The sequence below is a fragment of the Novipirellula herctigrandis genome, from assembly GCA_007859835.1.
Taxonomy (GTDB): domain Bacteria; phylum Planctomycetota; class Planctomycetia; order Pirellulales; family Pirellulaceae; genus Novipirellula_A; species Novipirellula_A herctigrandis.
This window is the reverse complement of record SJPJ01000001.1, coordinates 7,268,958-7,285,333: the sequence shown is the minus strand read 5'-3', so window position 1 is coordinate 7,285,333 and position 16,376 is coordinate 7,268,958. Positions and strand designations below refer to the sequence as shown.

General features: G+C 51.6%; 8 protein-coding genes. 5 read left to right on the top strand and 3 right to left on the bottom strand.

Features of this window, described 5'->3' with window-relative positions:
- Positions 1–4,226 (bottom strand): Ig-like domain-containing protein (locus CA13_RS35695; RefSeq protein WP_419194859.1); only part of this gene is annotated, 4,226 nt, incomplete at its 3' end.
- Between the two features lie 327 nt (positions 4,227–4,553).
- On the opposite strand from CA13_RS35695, the gene CA13_RS26535 reads away from it, so the two are divergent.
- The 3 genes from CA13_RS26535 (at position 4,554) to CA13_RS26525 (ending at position 9,853) form a co-directional block, all read left to right on the top strand.
- On the top strand, positions 4,554–6,836 hold the full coding sequence (locus CA13_RS26535; protein ID WP_419194858.1) for a beta-galactosidase: 2,283 nt from the start codon (positions 4,554–4,556) through the stop codon (positions 6,834–6,836).
- A 50-nt stretch (positions 6,837–6,886) separates the two neighbouring features.
- Positions 6,887–8,485 carry an alpha-L-fucosidase gene (locus CA13_RS26530; RefSeq protein WP_146401850.1) on the top strand — a complete coding sequence of 533 codons (1,599 nt, stop codon included), beginning with the start codon at positions 6,887–6,889 and terminating at the stop codon, positions 8,483–8,485.
- A gap of 411 nt (positions 8,486–8,896) precedes the next feature.
- On the top strand, positions 8,897–9,853 hold the full coding sequence (locus CA13_RS26525) for a hypothetical protein (protein ID WP_146401848.1): 957 nt from the start codon (positions 8,897–8,899) through the stop codon (positions 9,851–9,853).
- Positions 9,854–9,936: 83 nt separating this feature from the next.
- On the opposite strand, the gene CA13_RS26520 is transcribed toward CA13_RS26525, so the two are convergent.
- Both CA13_RS26520 and CA13_RS26515 read right to left on the bottom strand, forming a co-directional pair.
- The gene (locus tag CA13_RS26520; protein WP_146401846.1) at positions 9,937–11,148 is read right to left on the bottom strand and encodes a hypothetical protein; all 1,212 of its coding nucleotides are present in this window, start codon (positions 11,146–11,148) and stop codon (positions 9,937–9,939) included.
- Between the two features lie 284 nt (positions 11,149–11,432).
- Positions 11,433–12,926 carry a sulfatase family protein gene (locus CA13_RS26515; protein WP_146401844.1) on the bottom strand — a complete coding sequence of 498 codons (1,494 nt, stop codon included), beginning with the start codon at positions 12,924–12,926 and terminating at the stop codon, positions 11,433–11,435.
- Between the two features lie 257 nt (positions 12,927–13,183).
- Here CA13_RS26515 and CA13_RS26510 point away from each other — a divergent pair, with 257 nt between their 5' ends.
- The gene (locus CA13_RS26510; protein WP_419194857.1) at positions 13,184–14,107 is read left to right on the top strand and encodes an alpha/beta hydrolase; all 924 of its coding nucleotides are present in this window, start codon (positions 13,184–13,186) and stop codon (positions 14,105–14,107) included.
- Positions 14,108–14,160: 53 nt separating this feature from the next.
- Positions 14,161–16,302, top strand: coding sequence for a nucleoside hydrolase-like domain-containing protein (locus CA13_RS26505; protein WP_146401842.1), 2,142 nt, complete (start codon positions 14,161–14,163; stop codon positions 16,300–16,302).
- Positions 16,303–16,376 lie beyond the last annotated feature (74 nt).

The window sequence follows — 16,376 nt, the reverse complement described above, 5'->3', positions numbered from 1 at the left end:
TCCGCCAAGGAAGCAACATAGCTCAATGCGTCGTCATCAGGATCGCCGAACGTGTTTCCGCTGAAGCTAAACGTGAACGGCGAATCCTCCGTCGCGGTTTGATCCGCAATCGAGATATCTAAAACCGGTGCTTCATTCACATCGAGAACCAACGCCGTCGGCGAGCTAGCCAGCGGTCCTTCGTCGGTGCCCATAGCGTCCGTGTAACTAACCTGGACGCTTATCGGAAAACCAACGTCTTCGACGCTCAAAAGATATTCGGTATTGGTTGCCTCTGGGATAGCGACAGAGCCACGCAGCCACTGGTAGTTCAAAGTACCTAGCCCGTCAGCATCGTTGATACCGGTGGTGTCCACCGAAAGCGTTCCTCGACTTTTCGCAACGCCAATGATGGAGGGCAAGCCAACCGGCGTCGAATTAACGTGTGTTCCCCTGAGCGTGTCCCAAAAACCGACATCCAACGAGTCGATTGCATTGTCTTCGTTCAGGTCGAATTGAATGTTCGCTGCCGTGACCGCTTGACCGACTTCGCCAACCAACCTCTTACGATCAAGACCATCAAACCCGCCACTGTCATTAAAATCGCCGAGCGACTGTTGCACCAACACGACTGTCGACAACAGGTTCCCGCCGGCGCTGGGGAACGTCACTTCAACGGCATTGCTGCCGTCATTGAGCACCGACATCGGGAGATCAATTTGCCGGGAAGTCGTCGTTGCGTCTGCATCGTCATAACCTTGTGTTCCACCGGGGATGACGAAGGCGGTCCCATTGACATTGATGGTAATCTCGGGCACAACGCCATCACTGGGTCGCATGTAGGCAATTCGCAATTTTGCCGAGACCGCATCGCGAAGGTCCGTGGTTACGGTGATCGTTGCCGTGCCACTATCTGCAATCGGAACATTAGAACGATCACCATAGAAAGTGCGTTCATTCATCGCCGAGTCGTATGTTTCGGAGCCTCCAAGGGTAAAAACCAAGACGGCTTTCTCCTGCCCATCGAGGGCCAAACTGCTCCAATCCACGATTGGATTTCCCGAATCAAAATCGGCTTCGCCGTCGATAAATCGCAACCGTCTTAACACAGCACTATCGATCGAACCAAATGTCCCTGCACTAGCCGTCAAGTCAACATTCAGTGGTGCATCCTGTAAATTATTGAGTACCAAGTACGCAGTATCCCCATTGCGATACGCTTGGGTCTGTAAATTCGCATTGTCGCTTGACACCTGAGCGTAATTGCCATCGATGCCAACCAACAATCGGTACATCGAGGCAACCGTGGTTTCGACCGTATTGCCGTCATCATCTTTAACCCACAATCGCGTGCTCCACTTGTCACCTTCGGACGCGCCGCCATTGATGCCGCGATCGTAGGTGCTAAGGAACGGAGTCGCAGTGAGGATTCGATCAGGACGGTCCATGAACACCAACATCTTTTCCATTACCGCGTTCACCTGATCCCACATGCGGTCTTGGCGACTGTACTGACTGTAATCACCAAACGCGAGTGTCCACGCCCCGTACTCGGTGATCGCTATCTGTTTCGGCGTACCAAATTGTTCATTGCTGTAGCTTTCAATCAAATCCAAATTCGCAGACAGCCGACCTGCTGAGGTCACGATCCCCTTGGCGACAACATTCGAACTACTGATGTTGTAGCGGTCATATGGATGGAACGACCAGAAATCAAGTTCGTCCCCTGCTTCACGCATGACTTGCTCGAACAAGCTCCAACCGTCTTGGTCGCGAAAGCCGGTGCCGCCAAAGCCCGGCCCACCAATCAAAAGGTCTGGATGAACGGCGCGAATCAACGGCGGAACCAACTTGTGCATCTCCACCACATTGTCAATCGTGTAGCCATCGTGGAAGTCAAAGTTGGGTTCATTCATCACCTCAAAATAGAGGCGATCTGACTCAATCGGAATATCCAATTCAGTGAAGAATAGGTTGATAAGATCAGCATAGCCGGGATAATTCAGCGGAATATTTTCCTTGTATTGTCCCGTATCTTGATCGGTCAGCAGATAGTCAGGCCAATGCAACGTCGTGTTCCGGCCGGAATAGACGGCGACATTTTCGTTCGATTCACCAAGTAATGCATGTTCGCGAAGAGGTTGGTTGCGTCCGTCATTGGCTACCCAATTGCTGTAGGCTTGAATGGCATCAACGAGCAAATCGCGATCAATGAATCCGGGATTCGTCGCGTCTTCGGGCAAGCCGTCCGGATAATCAACCGGCAAATGAACTCCGCCCGCCACGCCATCAATATTGGTGTCAAATCGTGTCTTGGCAATATTAAATTCGTTCGGATCAGCAAGCTGAGAACGATAAGGCTCTGGAACCCATTGATCACCGTGGAATCCGAGGTAGCGTGTACGGTCAAATTCCAAAGTGCCTTCCACCAACCGATGAGCCCCCACATCGATCGACACGTCCACTTCCTCCACAGCCAACACGCTTAACGACACCGTTGCGATCGACTGCAATCCGCCGGCGTCCTGGATCGTGTAAGAAAAAGAGTCGGAGCCCACAAAGCCGGACGTGGGTGTGTATCGAAGCGAACCATCACCATTGTCAACCAATACACCATGGGCGGGCTGAGAGAAGGAACTCAGACTTAGTGTCTCATCATCGACATCGTGGTCGTTCTCGAGCACGAACAGCCGCTTTTCCCGACCTTGATAGGCGACGATCAAATCGCCTTCTGCGACTGGCGCGTCGTTTACGCCGGTAATCGTGACCGAAACCGCACCGTCATCGGTCGTCGAGCCATCGGTAACTCGATAAGTAAACGTATCGGTCGCGGTCTCGCTGGCTTGCAACGAATCGAATAAGCCGCGTGCGTCGTACGTTACCGTCGTTCCATCGGTTGTGATCGTGGCACCCGCGGTGGACGCCCGCAAGCCATCGATTCGGACAATCGAATAATCCCAACTCAGACCGTCGTTACCATTGCTCGACCCAGCGTCCAAGCCATCCGGTCCGACTGCCACATAAATCGTTGTTCCAGCGGCAAGGAACCCCAATGGTGTGTCGAAAGTCCCAGTCCCTTCCAATGCCGTAGTATCAGGATCTTCCGGGCTGACTTGCAGCAATTGCGTGATCTCGCCCCCAGTGACGTGAACCGCGACCTCCACGCCGTCACCGAACTCGCCACTCCGACTCAATAGACTGTCGGCTATCGAATACTCTCCGTCGCTTTGAGTCGTGTATGCAGCGATGGCGTAACGATCGAATCCACCCGACGTAGCGTCGTCGCTTCCGTTGCCTGAATGGCCTCCGGTACCAGTCAAATAGGGTGTCGTCGTAACTCCCTTGGGATAGTAACGCCATGATTCCCAAGTGAGCGGGGAATAATTTGACGCGTTACCAAAACTGCCATTCTCATTCCACAAATATTGCCAACCCGTGGGCGGCGAACCATTTTGGAAGTCGTCAACGTAGTCGGCAACCATGACGACCTCAGGCACAATCGAAAGCGGACTAACGCCACCCGAATCATTGTCTAGCACGTCGACAACGACCGCAGTGTCCTCATTGGTCGTGACATCGTCGTTTTGGGCCGTTAGCGATGAACCTGAGTATCCAATTTCAATTCCATCATCAACAACCATCCCATCCGCGTGTTCAGTGAATTCGAACCAATTGAGATTGAAGTTGCCGCCGACGATTTCCGCACGCAATACTTGGCTTCCACCCTCCAACGAAACATTGGGAATCGTCAGCGTATTCCAACTCTGCGATCCGCCGGTCGACTCAATCGAGAAGACTCCCAACTCAGTAAACGTGGTTCCGTCTCCGATTAGCAAACGCAGATCGCCCGGCGAAGCATGCTGGGATGCTACGCGAGCGGTGATGTTGTAAATGCCGGGCATGACATCCACTGAATACCGCAGCCACTCACCGTCAGCAGTCCAACCGAGATTGTGCCCGCCGTCAACGTCGGAAGCAACTTGCAGGTCAACCCCTTCAGCGCCACGAAAACCACCACTACCGTTCGATGCACCGGAGTCGTGATACGCGGCACCTTCACCACCAAGGTCATACTCCTCAGCCTGAATTTTGGCGCCGTCTTGGATCAGAAGCGGATCTGCATTGAACGGCGTCGCGGTCAACAGACGCCTCGGCTCGAGCGGTTCCAGTGCAAGTCGAGGCGACCGTTTGTAACGTCGATCCGCGTCGACTCTATGCTTCCGCCACCAACGCATTGAATTACCCATCAGATAAGGATGCCGACAAGCCCGAATAGCCACAGCAGCCCTTTCGGATGATGTGCTGACAGGCAGATTCCGCAGACGTCTCCGCCTCCGAACAACGCGATAATCATAGCGAAATGGAGCAAAAATGCCAGACAACGCCCTCAATGATGAGCCTGATAACTGTCTTCCATCACCAAGCCGTATCCGATGGACTACACTAAAGGGCCGACTCCCATTTTTGAACGGAGGACGGTGACGAAAAAGAGGATCCTCGGTATCCGTTTGAGTGGCTCACCGACGCACCGTTTTTTTCAACACTATCGAATATCCATGATCAGTATCGTCCCTATGACACACCTAAAAGAATTGCTTCTGGTCGCCGTGCTCTTGATTCCTGCGTGGTGTGTGAACACGGTTCGTGGAGAATCACTGAACGAGACGGCTCGCCAAAAGATAGAGGGTCTTAACACTCGAATCTCGCAGGCCGACACCGCTGGCATCGATACGTTAAAGGAAAAGATGACGGTTCGCACCGCCGAGGTGTTTCTTAAATATTCGGACTGGGATGAAGCCCACAAAAACATCAACACCGACCAATTCAAGTTGGTGCCCAAGTACAAAGAAACCGCTTCAGAAACCGCCGAAATGCTTGCCGATTTTGAGCGTCAGGAAGTGATCATCATGCTGGATGAAGCGACAGAAAATATAGACAAACTGATTGCTGGTACCACTCGACGAAAGCCCATCCCGAATATTGACTGGTCGAAGGTGTCTCACAACGGAGACGTGTTAACATTTGAGAACAGCCCGGTATTTCTAACCGACTGGACGTGGAAACCCGATATCGCGGAGTTAAATGAATACCATGGTCAGCAGGACGGCTTTTTCCTCATGCATCCGTTTATCCTGAACGAGGACGGTGAGATTTCACAGCGAATCTTGAGTGAACTAAAGGAGAAGCCAGACGGACGGGCCGGGTTCATTTTCCTGAACCACAAGAACGTCCCTCAGTGGGCGAAACACAACTACGGCCCTGAGTTCTCGATGCGAGACGATACCTACACCGCTTACGACATTGATCATCCCGGCGCCCGAGAAATGAATCGCCTACTGCTGTCGGGAACCGTTCCCTACATGGCTGGCAAGAAATATTCTGAACTTGGATATATGCTCTGCAATGAGCCGCATTTCTATACGACTAAAGATGTCTGGGCGACTGGCCCCGTCTCGGAATACACGCTGAGGAAATTCAATCAATGGCTACTGGAACGCCACAAGAACATCGAAACTCTGAATGAACTTTGGGGCACGCATTTTCCCAGCTTCGAAGAAGTCGAGATCACGATTCCCATTTCCGCAGAGTTGCAGGGGACCCCAAAGTGGCATGATTGGGTGTCGTTCAATATGGATCGCGTGACAGATTGGTACCAGTTCTTGAAAACAGAGATACGCAGACACGATCCCTCCGCGAAGGTGCATCTCAAGATCATGCCGAACCTATGGACCGATAACAAGCGAAACCACGGCATCGACTTGGAGGCACTCACCCGGATGAGCGACATCATCGGCAATGATGCGGGTTCGGCCTACAACACCATGTGGGGACATGTCCAATGGCAGGATCAATATGCGCTTGATTGGCGAGAGATGAGTATGGCACACGATTTTCTCAAATCCGTTAGCCCAGAGAAGATCATGTTCAACACGGAGTCGCATTTTTTGTCAACGGGCCGCTCGCGGGATCTGCGCATGAATCCGGCGTATGCACGCGCAACATTCTGGTTAGCGCACACACAGGGACTCACGGTCAGCCAGAATTGGTTTTGGGCCAGAATGGAAGACGGATCGATCCGCAGGAACGCAGGCAAGGGATTCGGTGCCTCGAACAATCAACAGCCGCGAATCGTCAACGAAGTTCACTCCACCATGATGGACCTTAATTCCTATGCGGAGGAAATCGTCGCGATGCAGCGGCAGAGGAAGCCAATCCGCATTTTCTACAGCAAGGCTTCAGCCATCAATAAACCAGAACACATGGATGACGTCTTTGAGCTGTATGAATCGTTGTTCTTTGAAGGAGTTCCCTTAGGCTACGTCACCGCGGATATTCTGTCCGCCGAAGAGCACAGCAACTGGGACGTTGTACTTATCCACAAAACGCAATATGTGACGCCGGACGACTTAAAAGCCCTTCAAAACTACGTGAACCAAGGTGGTCATGTCCTCATCGATGAAGTCAGTTTGAAGATGGACCAATATGGTCGTCCGCTAGAAGGCTTGGGCAATTCACCGCGAATCGCCCAAACAAAATCGTTTAAAGACATGAAGTCCAAAGCACTGCGATTCATCGGAAGTCGGGGGCAGGCACCTCCGGTTGTTATTCAAGAAGAAAACTCAGCTGAAGGGAAAGGCTGTACTTGGAAGTGCATTGAAATGGAGAAGGGACATCCTGTTGTCTCGATTGTCAATGTCGGCAAAACTCCAGCGTCGCTTAAACTGTCGTTAAGAAATGCTACGAACGAGACTATCTGCAGAAACCTACTTTCCGGGCAAATCATAAGCGACACACCAACATTGAAGCCGTATGATGTACTCTTTGTTGAAGTAACCGATGGAAATGTGCAACGTTGATCGAAACGCGAATATGCGAATATGAATCTGCGAACACGAATACAAGGCAAATGATGCGCAAAGCACTTCTCTTTTTTATGGTTTGTTTGTCTTTGACAGCACATGGCCAAACCTACGAACCCAACTGGGATTCACTGAAGCAATACGAAGCGCCCCAATGGTACGAGGATGCAAAACTCGGTTTCTGGGTGCACTGGGGCGTCTATTCCGTGCCGGCATTTATGGGTGACCACGCGGGCGAGTGGTATGGCCGTTGGATGTATTGCCAGCATGGGCAAAGCAGCCGCGACAACCAAGGTTTAGCCACGCACCAACACCACAAGGCGACCTATGGGGACCCAGGCCAATTCGGCTACAAGGACTTCATTCCGATGTTCAAAGCGGAGAACTTTGACGCCGACCAATGGGCCGACCTCTGCGTTGATGGTGGTGCAAAGTTCTTCACGATGATGGGTGCTCACCATGATTCCTTCTGCTTGTGGGATACCAAACTTAGCAAGTGGAATTCCGTCAACATGGGGCCACAGCGTGACCTAGTCGGAGAAATTGCAGAGGCAGTGCGCAAGCGGGGACTCAAGTTCGGCGTCTCTAACCACACCGCTTGGAACTCTACATTTTTTCAGTGGAATCACATTAACGGCTACGACGCCAAAGATCCCGCCAACCAGGATCTTTATGGCAATCCGATCATCGAACCGGGAATGGATAAAATACGCATCAAGGAAGGCGAGGAACGCGGAAGCTGGTTAAAACGATCCAGAGACACGATTCAACCGAGCGAGCGAGACTTGGATCGTTGGCTAGCCCGCACCAAAGAATTGGCAAATCTTTACAAGCCCGACTTGTATTACTTCGACTGGGGTATGAACCCGCCAATTTTCGAATCACGCCGCAAAGCGTTTGCGTCATACTACTACAACAATGCCATCGACAGCGGCAAAGGAAAGTTTGGTTCGCCGCAAGTCGTTTTGAACTACAAGAACTGGGCGACGTTCAAGCCTGGCACGGCCGTTCGTGACTTTGAACGTGGTGGCATGGACAATATTGCTGAGATGGTTTGGCAAACCGATGACTGCGTGTATGACGACCACAATTGGGGCTATGTTCCGGGCGTGGCAATCAAGCCAACCAACACCATCGTCGACGAATTAATGGACATTATCAGCAAGCGAGGCGTGCTCATGCTCTCCTTCGCTCCCAAAGCCGATGGCACGTTCCCGGACGACCAAAAGGCAATGATGCGAGAGCTTGGTGCTTGGCTAAAAGTTTGTGGCGAAGCGGTCTACGCAACCCGACCATATGACGTGTTCGGCGAAGTGTCCGAGGCGTGGAATAAAAAGGACGAGCACGGTCGCAAAACCTACCATGGCACTGGCAAGGACATTCGTTTCACCAGGAACAAGAACAACAACGTCCTCTACGCGACTGCATTGGATTGGCCAGGCGAGCGGATGGTCGTTCAATCGTTGGCTGAATCCGACCTCGATGGCATCCAGTCCGTCCGCCTCTTGGGTGTGGACAGCGAACTGAAATGGGACCAGACGCCGCAGGGAATGGAAATCAGAATGCCCGCGCAACCCGGCTATGGAATGGCGTATCCTGTGCGAATTGAGTTTGAAACGAACATCGCCCCTCCTTCGTCAACGTAATTGTTGCCAGATACATGGTCCGAGATACGATCAAACCACTGAAGGCAGTGAATGGTTTGTTTGTGGAACCCGGTGCGCAACCATTGGACGCTTCGCGTGGGGAAATTCTCTTTGCAAGAGTGCTCCTGCCCTCCGCCAATTACCCCACCGCCGGACAACATCCGGCACCACAAACTTGAACCCGTGGGATTTCATTCATAGAATTGCAACAGGATTGGCCATGGGGACCTTTGTCCGAGAGTCGTTCAGTACACCGCCATCCAACCATGAACTCGCGGAGTGGAGAATAGCGGTTGACGGTTGGTCGGTTGACGGTTGGTCGGTGTGGTGTTGAACGGCTTCTACATAGCTAGAGGGGACTCAAGCATGAGTACTGTACTAGGTCGTTTGGCGAAGGGGTGGAGTTTGCTTATGCAGACGCTGCCGATAATGGGTGTGCGTCTGGGAATTTACGTCGCCTTTGCAGTTGGAATTGGGATCTACTTGTTGGTCTTCGCCGGGTTGGCTTGGCTGTTCGGCCAATGGGGTTGGATTGTGATGCTGATAGCCATCGTCGGCCTCGGTGGAATTTGGATTTGGGTTCGCAGATATCTTCTATACATGGTTCAGGCCGCTCACGTGGCGGTGATGACCGAACTAATTGTCCATAAGGAACTGCCCAAGGGTGTCAGTCAGTACCAGTACGGCAAAGACATCATCACCAACAACGTCAAAGATATCTCTATCCTGTTCGCTGTGGATGCCCTCGTCGCCGGGATATTGAAAGCCTTCACCCGATCCGTAGCCAACATCGTTGACTTCCTGCCACTACCCGGCATTGAAAAGGCGGCTACTGCAGTGATGAAGATTATCGATCGTAGCCTGACCTACGTGGACGAAGCGATCTTCAGCTATTGGTTAACTAAACGCGATAAACAAACGCTTTGGGCATCAGCAAAAGATGGTGTGATTTTGTATGCGCAGTGCTGGAAAGAACTGCTTAAGGCAGCTGTTGGTATCTGGGTGGTCGGTGCGATTAGTTTCTTTGCACTATTAGTGCTATTTCTGATCCCGGGTTTGGTAGTCGGCTATTTCTTTGAATCGATGAAGTTTCCTGTGGCCATTTTTGTGATTGCGTCTGCGTACGTGATCCATGTCGCGATCTATGAACCTTTAGGACTTGCTGCAATGATCGTGACGTTCCGCGAAGAGACCCAAGACATGGAACCAGATCCGGTGTGGGACGAGCGGCTGAGTGGAGTCAGCAGCAAGTTCAGCGAACTGAAGGATCGAGCAGCAGAAAGCATGACGCAGTGGACCTCGCGTGATGCCCCCAAAGACAAGCCGGCTGAACCCGTGGCACCACAAAAAGCCGTGCTGAATGGATAAGGCAAGCGATCCAGCTCGATCTGCTCTTAAGCAGTGCCAACACCAGTGGGCAGAAAGCGACACGGTGCGAGCCTTGTTGCCTACTATTCATCAAACACTAACAACAGATCCAATCCAATCACGTGCTCGGGATCCTTTGGGTCGATCAAAATTCGAATCGGCTGACCGTCGCTTTCACATTTCCTCGCGTGGTCGACGGATCCGCCATAGGCGTTGAAAGTCTTGCGGACTACCTTTCCGTGGTCTGTATATTCCGCCTTGATTTTAAATTGCTTCTGATCGTTAACCGATGTGCTAGTCGCCTTGATGCCGACGACATTCGCCTTGATGAGGGTTCCATTTTCAAGCGTTCGTTTTTTACGGCTACGATAGCGAATCGTAAAGAAGAGAATCAAACCGCCGATCAGTGGTTGCGTGATCAAAATCAAATACGCGATCAACGGGCTCCAGTCACCTGGCACAAACAGAAAGACGGTTCCAAGTACAAGCCCGGTGACGACGAACATCAAACCGACAAAGACCAAGACGAGAGTCTCACCGAGAACTTGTCGCTTCATTCCAATAGGGATGTCACGAGGTGAAAGTTGATTGGCGAACTGCTCCATTTCGCTTCGTGTGATCCGCAACTTATTTAATTGCCTCGCCAACATCGAACCGACTAAGCCGCCCATCCGATCCGCAGTCGCTGCCATATCATTCGCGGTCGTTTCCCTACGAACCCCACCGATCGCATCGAGCGATTCTTCGGCTTGTTGAAACAACGAGACAATTTCCAGCCCGTCACGTTTGAAACGTTCGCGTTCGGCACCAACAACGACGTCGTTATGCCGAAAAACAACCAACGCATTTCCTTTGCCGATCACGTTCCAAGTCGATTGTGTACCCAAATGATCACGAAGCGTCTTATTGAACAGCAACCGAACCGGCTTCTCCGCCCAACCAAACAGATTGTAATGCTCCGAAAATTCTGGCGAGTTATCGAATCCAATATTGTTTGCACCAGCCAACTTTGAAAGCAGGCTAAACATCACCGTCTTCGGCTTCGGCCCTAGAGTAAACTCGGGCAGTTCCAATTCGGGATCGTCGGAGAGGAGGATCGTTTCACGGATGTGCTGAGTCGTTGATGGGCCGTCGCTATGACGAGTCGTGCGGCTGTATCCGATGTCTGCAATTGATAGTGTCGAATCCCCCAAATGCTCTTGCACGGCCGATTCCACTCTCACACTCTCACGAAACACCTCGCTAAGAATTTCTTCCAGCTCGTCAAATTCTGCCGCAGTATCTTTGTGGTCCATCAAACCTGCCTATGCTGTGAGTTGAATAATAGTTTACCGTGTAACCGTGACGACAGAAACACGAAACTGTCAACGGAAAAATCGTTGGCTTTCCTCTGGAAGACTGTCCACAAACCTTTACGCAGACTTAAAAAACATTGCCGGAGACAAGCTCGCTTTGCCGTTTGGCATTGTCGACTAGCGGTATCTCAATCACAAGTGATGAGAATAAAGACAAACGAAAAGAGCATCAGTGAAATGGCTGAGTGCATTCAAATGGAACAAAATTGCCTGCGAAATCACCCCTAACGACTGTGTCCCTTGTCGACGATTTCAGCCAGTTTCGTAGTCAATCGGGCGACGATTTCAGGACATTGTAGAAACAGGTTCGTTGACTCCGTCGGGTCACGTTGAAGGTCGTACAACTGACCGGTCACGCCATCGGCACTTGACGGAATGTATTTCGGTTTTGAAAAACCACCGGAACCGAGTTCCGTAATCAGCTTCCAGTTTCCTTCACGAATTGTCATCATCGATGACCGCGAACCCGCTCGCATCACGAAGTGCCGCCGTGGCTTGGTCGCGGGATTCCCTGTTAGTGTTGGCGAAAAATCGATGCTGTCTGGGCCGGCTTCAGCGGGTAATGGGACGTCAAGAATCGCGGCGAATGTCGCCAACAAATCGGTAAAACAAATGAGTTGATCGGAGGACACGTCCGCTTCGACCTGGCCAGGCCAGCGTACAATAAATGGCATTCGATGGCCGGCTTCCCACGCATCGGACTTCATCCCTCGAAACCCGCCGGCTGAATCATGCCCGAATCGCTCGACATCCTTGTCGTACCAGCAAGGACCGTTGTCCGAAGTAAACACCAGCAACGTATCCTCCTTCATATTTGCTTTATCCATGGCAGCGAGGACCCGCCCGATTTGGGAGTCGACCATCATTAGGAAATCGCCATACATGCCCGCTCCGCTACGACCAACAAACTCCGGCGTGGGAAGCCATGGTGTGTGTGGTGCCGGGTAGGCGAGATATAACATCAGCGACTCCTCCGTCACGTTCTTTTGATGATTCTGGATCACTTCAATCGCTTCGTCGGTGAACCGCTGCAGCACGTCATCGAGTTGGAGGTTCGGTGCAATTCCACCGGCACGCCAAAATGCGCCCTGAATCGGCGACCAGCCTTCACTACGATTCGCCTCGATCCGCTCGGTCGGTTCCGCAACGGCCCGATCGTCGCGAATATAGAAGTAGGGGGGAATGTCCGTGGATGCTCGTAACCCAAAGAAACGGTCAAAACCTCGGTCAACCGGCCCCCCTTTTAGCGGCTTGTCATAACCCTCTTCTTTAAAGCCAACATGCCATTTTCCAACCATCGCCGTATGATACCCCGCCCGTTTGGCCAGACTTGCGATCGTCCATTGATCGGCATCGATTAATGGCTCGGTTGGCCAACGCGTCACATCAGTACGAAATGGATAGCGTCCGGTCATTAGCCCGTAACGCGACATATGGCAGAGCGGACCCGGGGAATGCGCGTCAGTAAATCGCATACCATCACGAGCAAGCGAATCAATATTCGGTGTCGCTATCTTTGAATCGGGATTGAAACAACCCGGATCACCGTAGCCCATATCGTCGACAAGGATAACAATAATATTTGGTCTCGCCGCATCCACCGCTCCGCAGGCAAATAGACATACCAGAACGCTTAGAACACCTACAACAAAATGTCGAGAGCGGACTCTTCGAGCTAACAAAGGATTGATTCCATAAACGGTTGATATTCGTCTCATTTGATTCTCTTTCCTGAAGATTGCCTTCTGTCGCGAACTTGTCTTCTGTCGTGAAATTGCCTACTACCGTGAAGCCATTCGTGTTTCGTTGCTTGATTCCCGTCGACGCAAGCAAGTGATCGGATAACCCGAGTCGCAAATCATGGTTATCAAGATTCGCTTCGGGGACCATCGCCTTGGAAACATTGTTATGATGCTTTTAGGAATCAAGCAACTCCGATTCTGTTATCATATTCTTTCCCCATCCTATTCCAATCATGAACCATCCAAACATGTTTTCCCCACGAAGAGTCGTGCTATCCGCAACCATCGTTTTGTCAGTCGCTACTTGCATCGCTCGAGCGGATGACAATATCAAGCCTGCGCCTGACGCAATCATCGCCTACAAGACGGTCGAACAAGCCGATGGAAGTTCCGATGAGTTGGATCTGAATGTGTTTCACCCACCTGGTTATCAAGCGACCGGCAAAATCCCATGCATAGTGTTTTTCTTCGGCGGCGGATGGAATGGTGGTACCCCATCGCAGTTCTATCCGCATTGCGAGTACTTGGCGAGTCGCGGTATGGTTGCAATCTCGGCTGAGTATCGCACCAAGAAGTCACACAACGTGACCCCAAAAACATGCGTGTTTGACGGCAAGTCGGCCATTCGCTGGGTTCGTGAAAATGCGGCAGACCTAGGCATTGATCCGGACCGTGTTGCGGTTGGTGGCGGTTCTGCGGGTGGCCATGTTGCCGCAGCGGTCGCTGCCTGCCAAAAACTTGAGGAATCCGACAAGGTAGCAAGCAACTGTGTTCCTAACGCGTTGGTCCTGTTCAACCCAGTTTATGACAATGGCCCCGATGGATACGGACACGACCGAGTAAAGGATTACTGGCAAATCTTTTCACCGGCGCACAATCTGCACGAAAAGATGCCGCCCACGATTGCATTTTTCGGCACCAAGGACAAACTCATTCCAGTTGCCACCACAGAAAATTTCCAAAGGGAAATGGAAAAGGTAGGTGTTCGCTACGAGAACCATTTGTACGAAGGCCAAGGGCACGGCTTCTTCAACTTCACAGCCAAAAAGAGTGATACAAATTACTTCGTTGAAACGGTTCGTGAATCAGACATCTTCCTCAAAAGCCTTGGCTTTCTAAAAGGCGAACCAACCATTGAGAAATTCGTCAAACGGTAGCCTGTCCATGCAACTCAGGATGATTAAGAAACCGACCGATAAAGGATCACTCCATGAACAAGCATTGGCAACGCACGGCTATCGTCATTCTAGCTAGCGTTATCTCTAGCATTGTCTCAGCACCGCATATACATGCGACTGGTCCGGACGCACCACTCGTGCAAGTGGGACAAAAGAACGGCCAAACCCCAATTGAGCTTCACGGTCCGATCACGCAATCCGATAGCGGCACACTGAATCTACCCGGCGACGGAGAGTGGGGCTGGGTCGCGGTGGGAACCGAAGATAAGCCGCTGCCAACACTCGAAGGATTGCGGTCGTTTACGATCTGCGGTTGGGCCGGACCTGGATCGCTTCAAACCGGATCCGGAGGTAATCGTATCGCCTTCAACTTGAATTACAATCAATCGGGTTTCGATTTGGTACACCTTAACGATGGGCGAATGCGTTTGGCCGTCAACCAGTGGCCAGATCAAGTAAAAAATGATTCCTCGACTGAGAAACTCCAGCCCGGTCAGTGGACCTTCTTTGCCGTTACCTATGACGAAACCAAACAGAAAAATAACGTGCATTGGTATTTCGGCAAACCCGATTCGCCGGTGACACGTGACCGAGCGACGACCTATTCAGTCGGTCCAACAGGCAACAATAGCGGCCCGTTAACCGTAGGCAATTACAACACCACGCTGCATCGTTCTGGTATGGATCGCCAGTTCCGCGGGCGATTGCATGGCATCCGAATTTACGGCAGCAAAACGGGGGCGGATGGTGCACTTGATGTACCCACCTTGCGACAAATTCAAGCTGACATCGCATCCCAACCGGACTTTTCGCAAACAATCCCGAAGATGCGATCCACACCACCGTTACACTCAAACCAACAAACCGATGCTGCACAAGATGGTGCTGGAACACCGATGCCCAAACGTGATGATCGACCAAAGATCATCGCAACGACCGATGGCGAGATCGACGACCGATGCTCGATGATTCGATTCTTGCTATACAACAACCAGTGGGACATCCAAGGCATTATCCACAGCAGCTCAAAATTCCATTGGAAGGGCGACGGCGACAAAATAGCACGACACAACTGGGCCGATGAAGTCTGGCTCGACAAACAACTTGATGCCTACGAGACAATCTATCCCCAACTCGCCAAACACGATAATGGCTTTTACACACCCGATGAACTTCGCAAGCTGATCTACACCGGAAACATTGAGAATGTTGGTGAAATGGAAAAGGTGACACCCGGTTCGACACAAATTGTTGAGATCTTGCTCCAGGATGATCCCGCACCTGTGTATCTGCAAGCATGGGGTGGAACCAATACGATCGCGAGGGCTTTGAAAACGATTCAACAAGATCACCCCGAGGCGATGGATCGCGTATCCCAAAAAGCAATTCTCTATCTCATCCTGGATCAAGACAAGACATTTCGAGAGTACATTGAGCCGAACTGGCCTGAGCTTCAAACGCTCGGAAGCTTTGGACAATTTGCAGCCATTGCCTATTCTTGGGACCGATTGATTCCGGAGGAATTGCACGCGTTCTACGACCGTAGCTGGATGGAAGAGAATATTTTGCATGGTCACGGCCCATTGTGTGCTTCGTATGAGGCACATCCTCAGAAAGGCTTTCGCTCGGAAGGCGATTCACCCTCGTTTATGCATCAGATTCCCGTCGGGTTACGGAGCCTTGAGCATCCCGGCTATGGAGGCTGGGGTGGGCGTTTTATCCGCGAGAAGCCAGGGAGTGCCACTTGGCGAGACGCCCGTGACGGTGGTGATCTATCTAAACCCATTTGGCGTTTTTCCGAAGCCTTCCAAAACGATTGGGCCGCCCGTGCGGATTGGTGCGTTCGGGATCCTGACAAAGCAAATCATCCGCCCCAGCCACGAGTCGTCGGTTCGCTTGATAGAACCGCGCCCCCCGGAGAACGCGTATCGGTCAGCGCGAAGGGATCGTCGGATCCGGACGGCGATGCGCTAACATTCAAGTGGTGGCAATACATTGACGTCGATTCATGTAAGACCACCGTTGATATTTCAACCCTTCATCATGGCCAGACCGCTGAATTCGTCGTCCCTAACGAACCAGGAAGCACCGTCCATCTGATCCTGGAACTAACCGATGATGGCAACCCGGCGCTCACAAGATATCATCGAGTCATCGTCACAGTCGCCGAATAGACACGACGTGATACGCATCAAGAAGAATGAGAAATTTTCGCTGGCCAAACATTTCTCGTTTCGAGTTTGTTCTA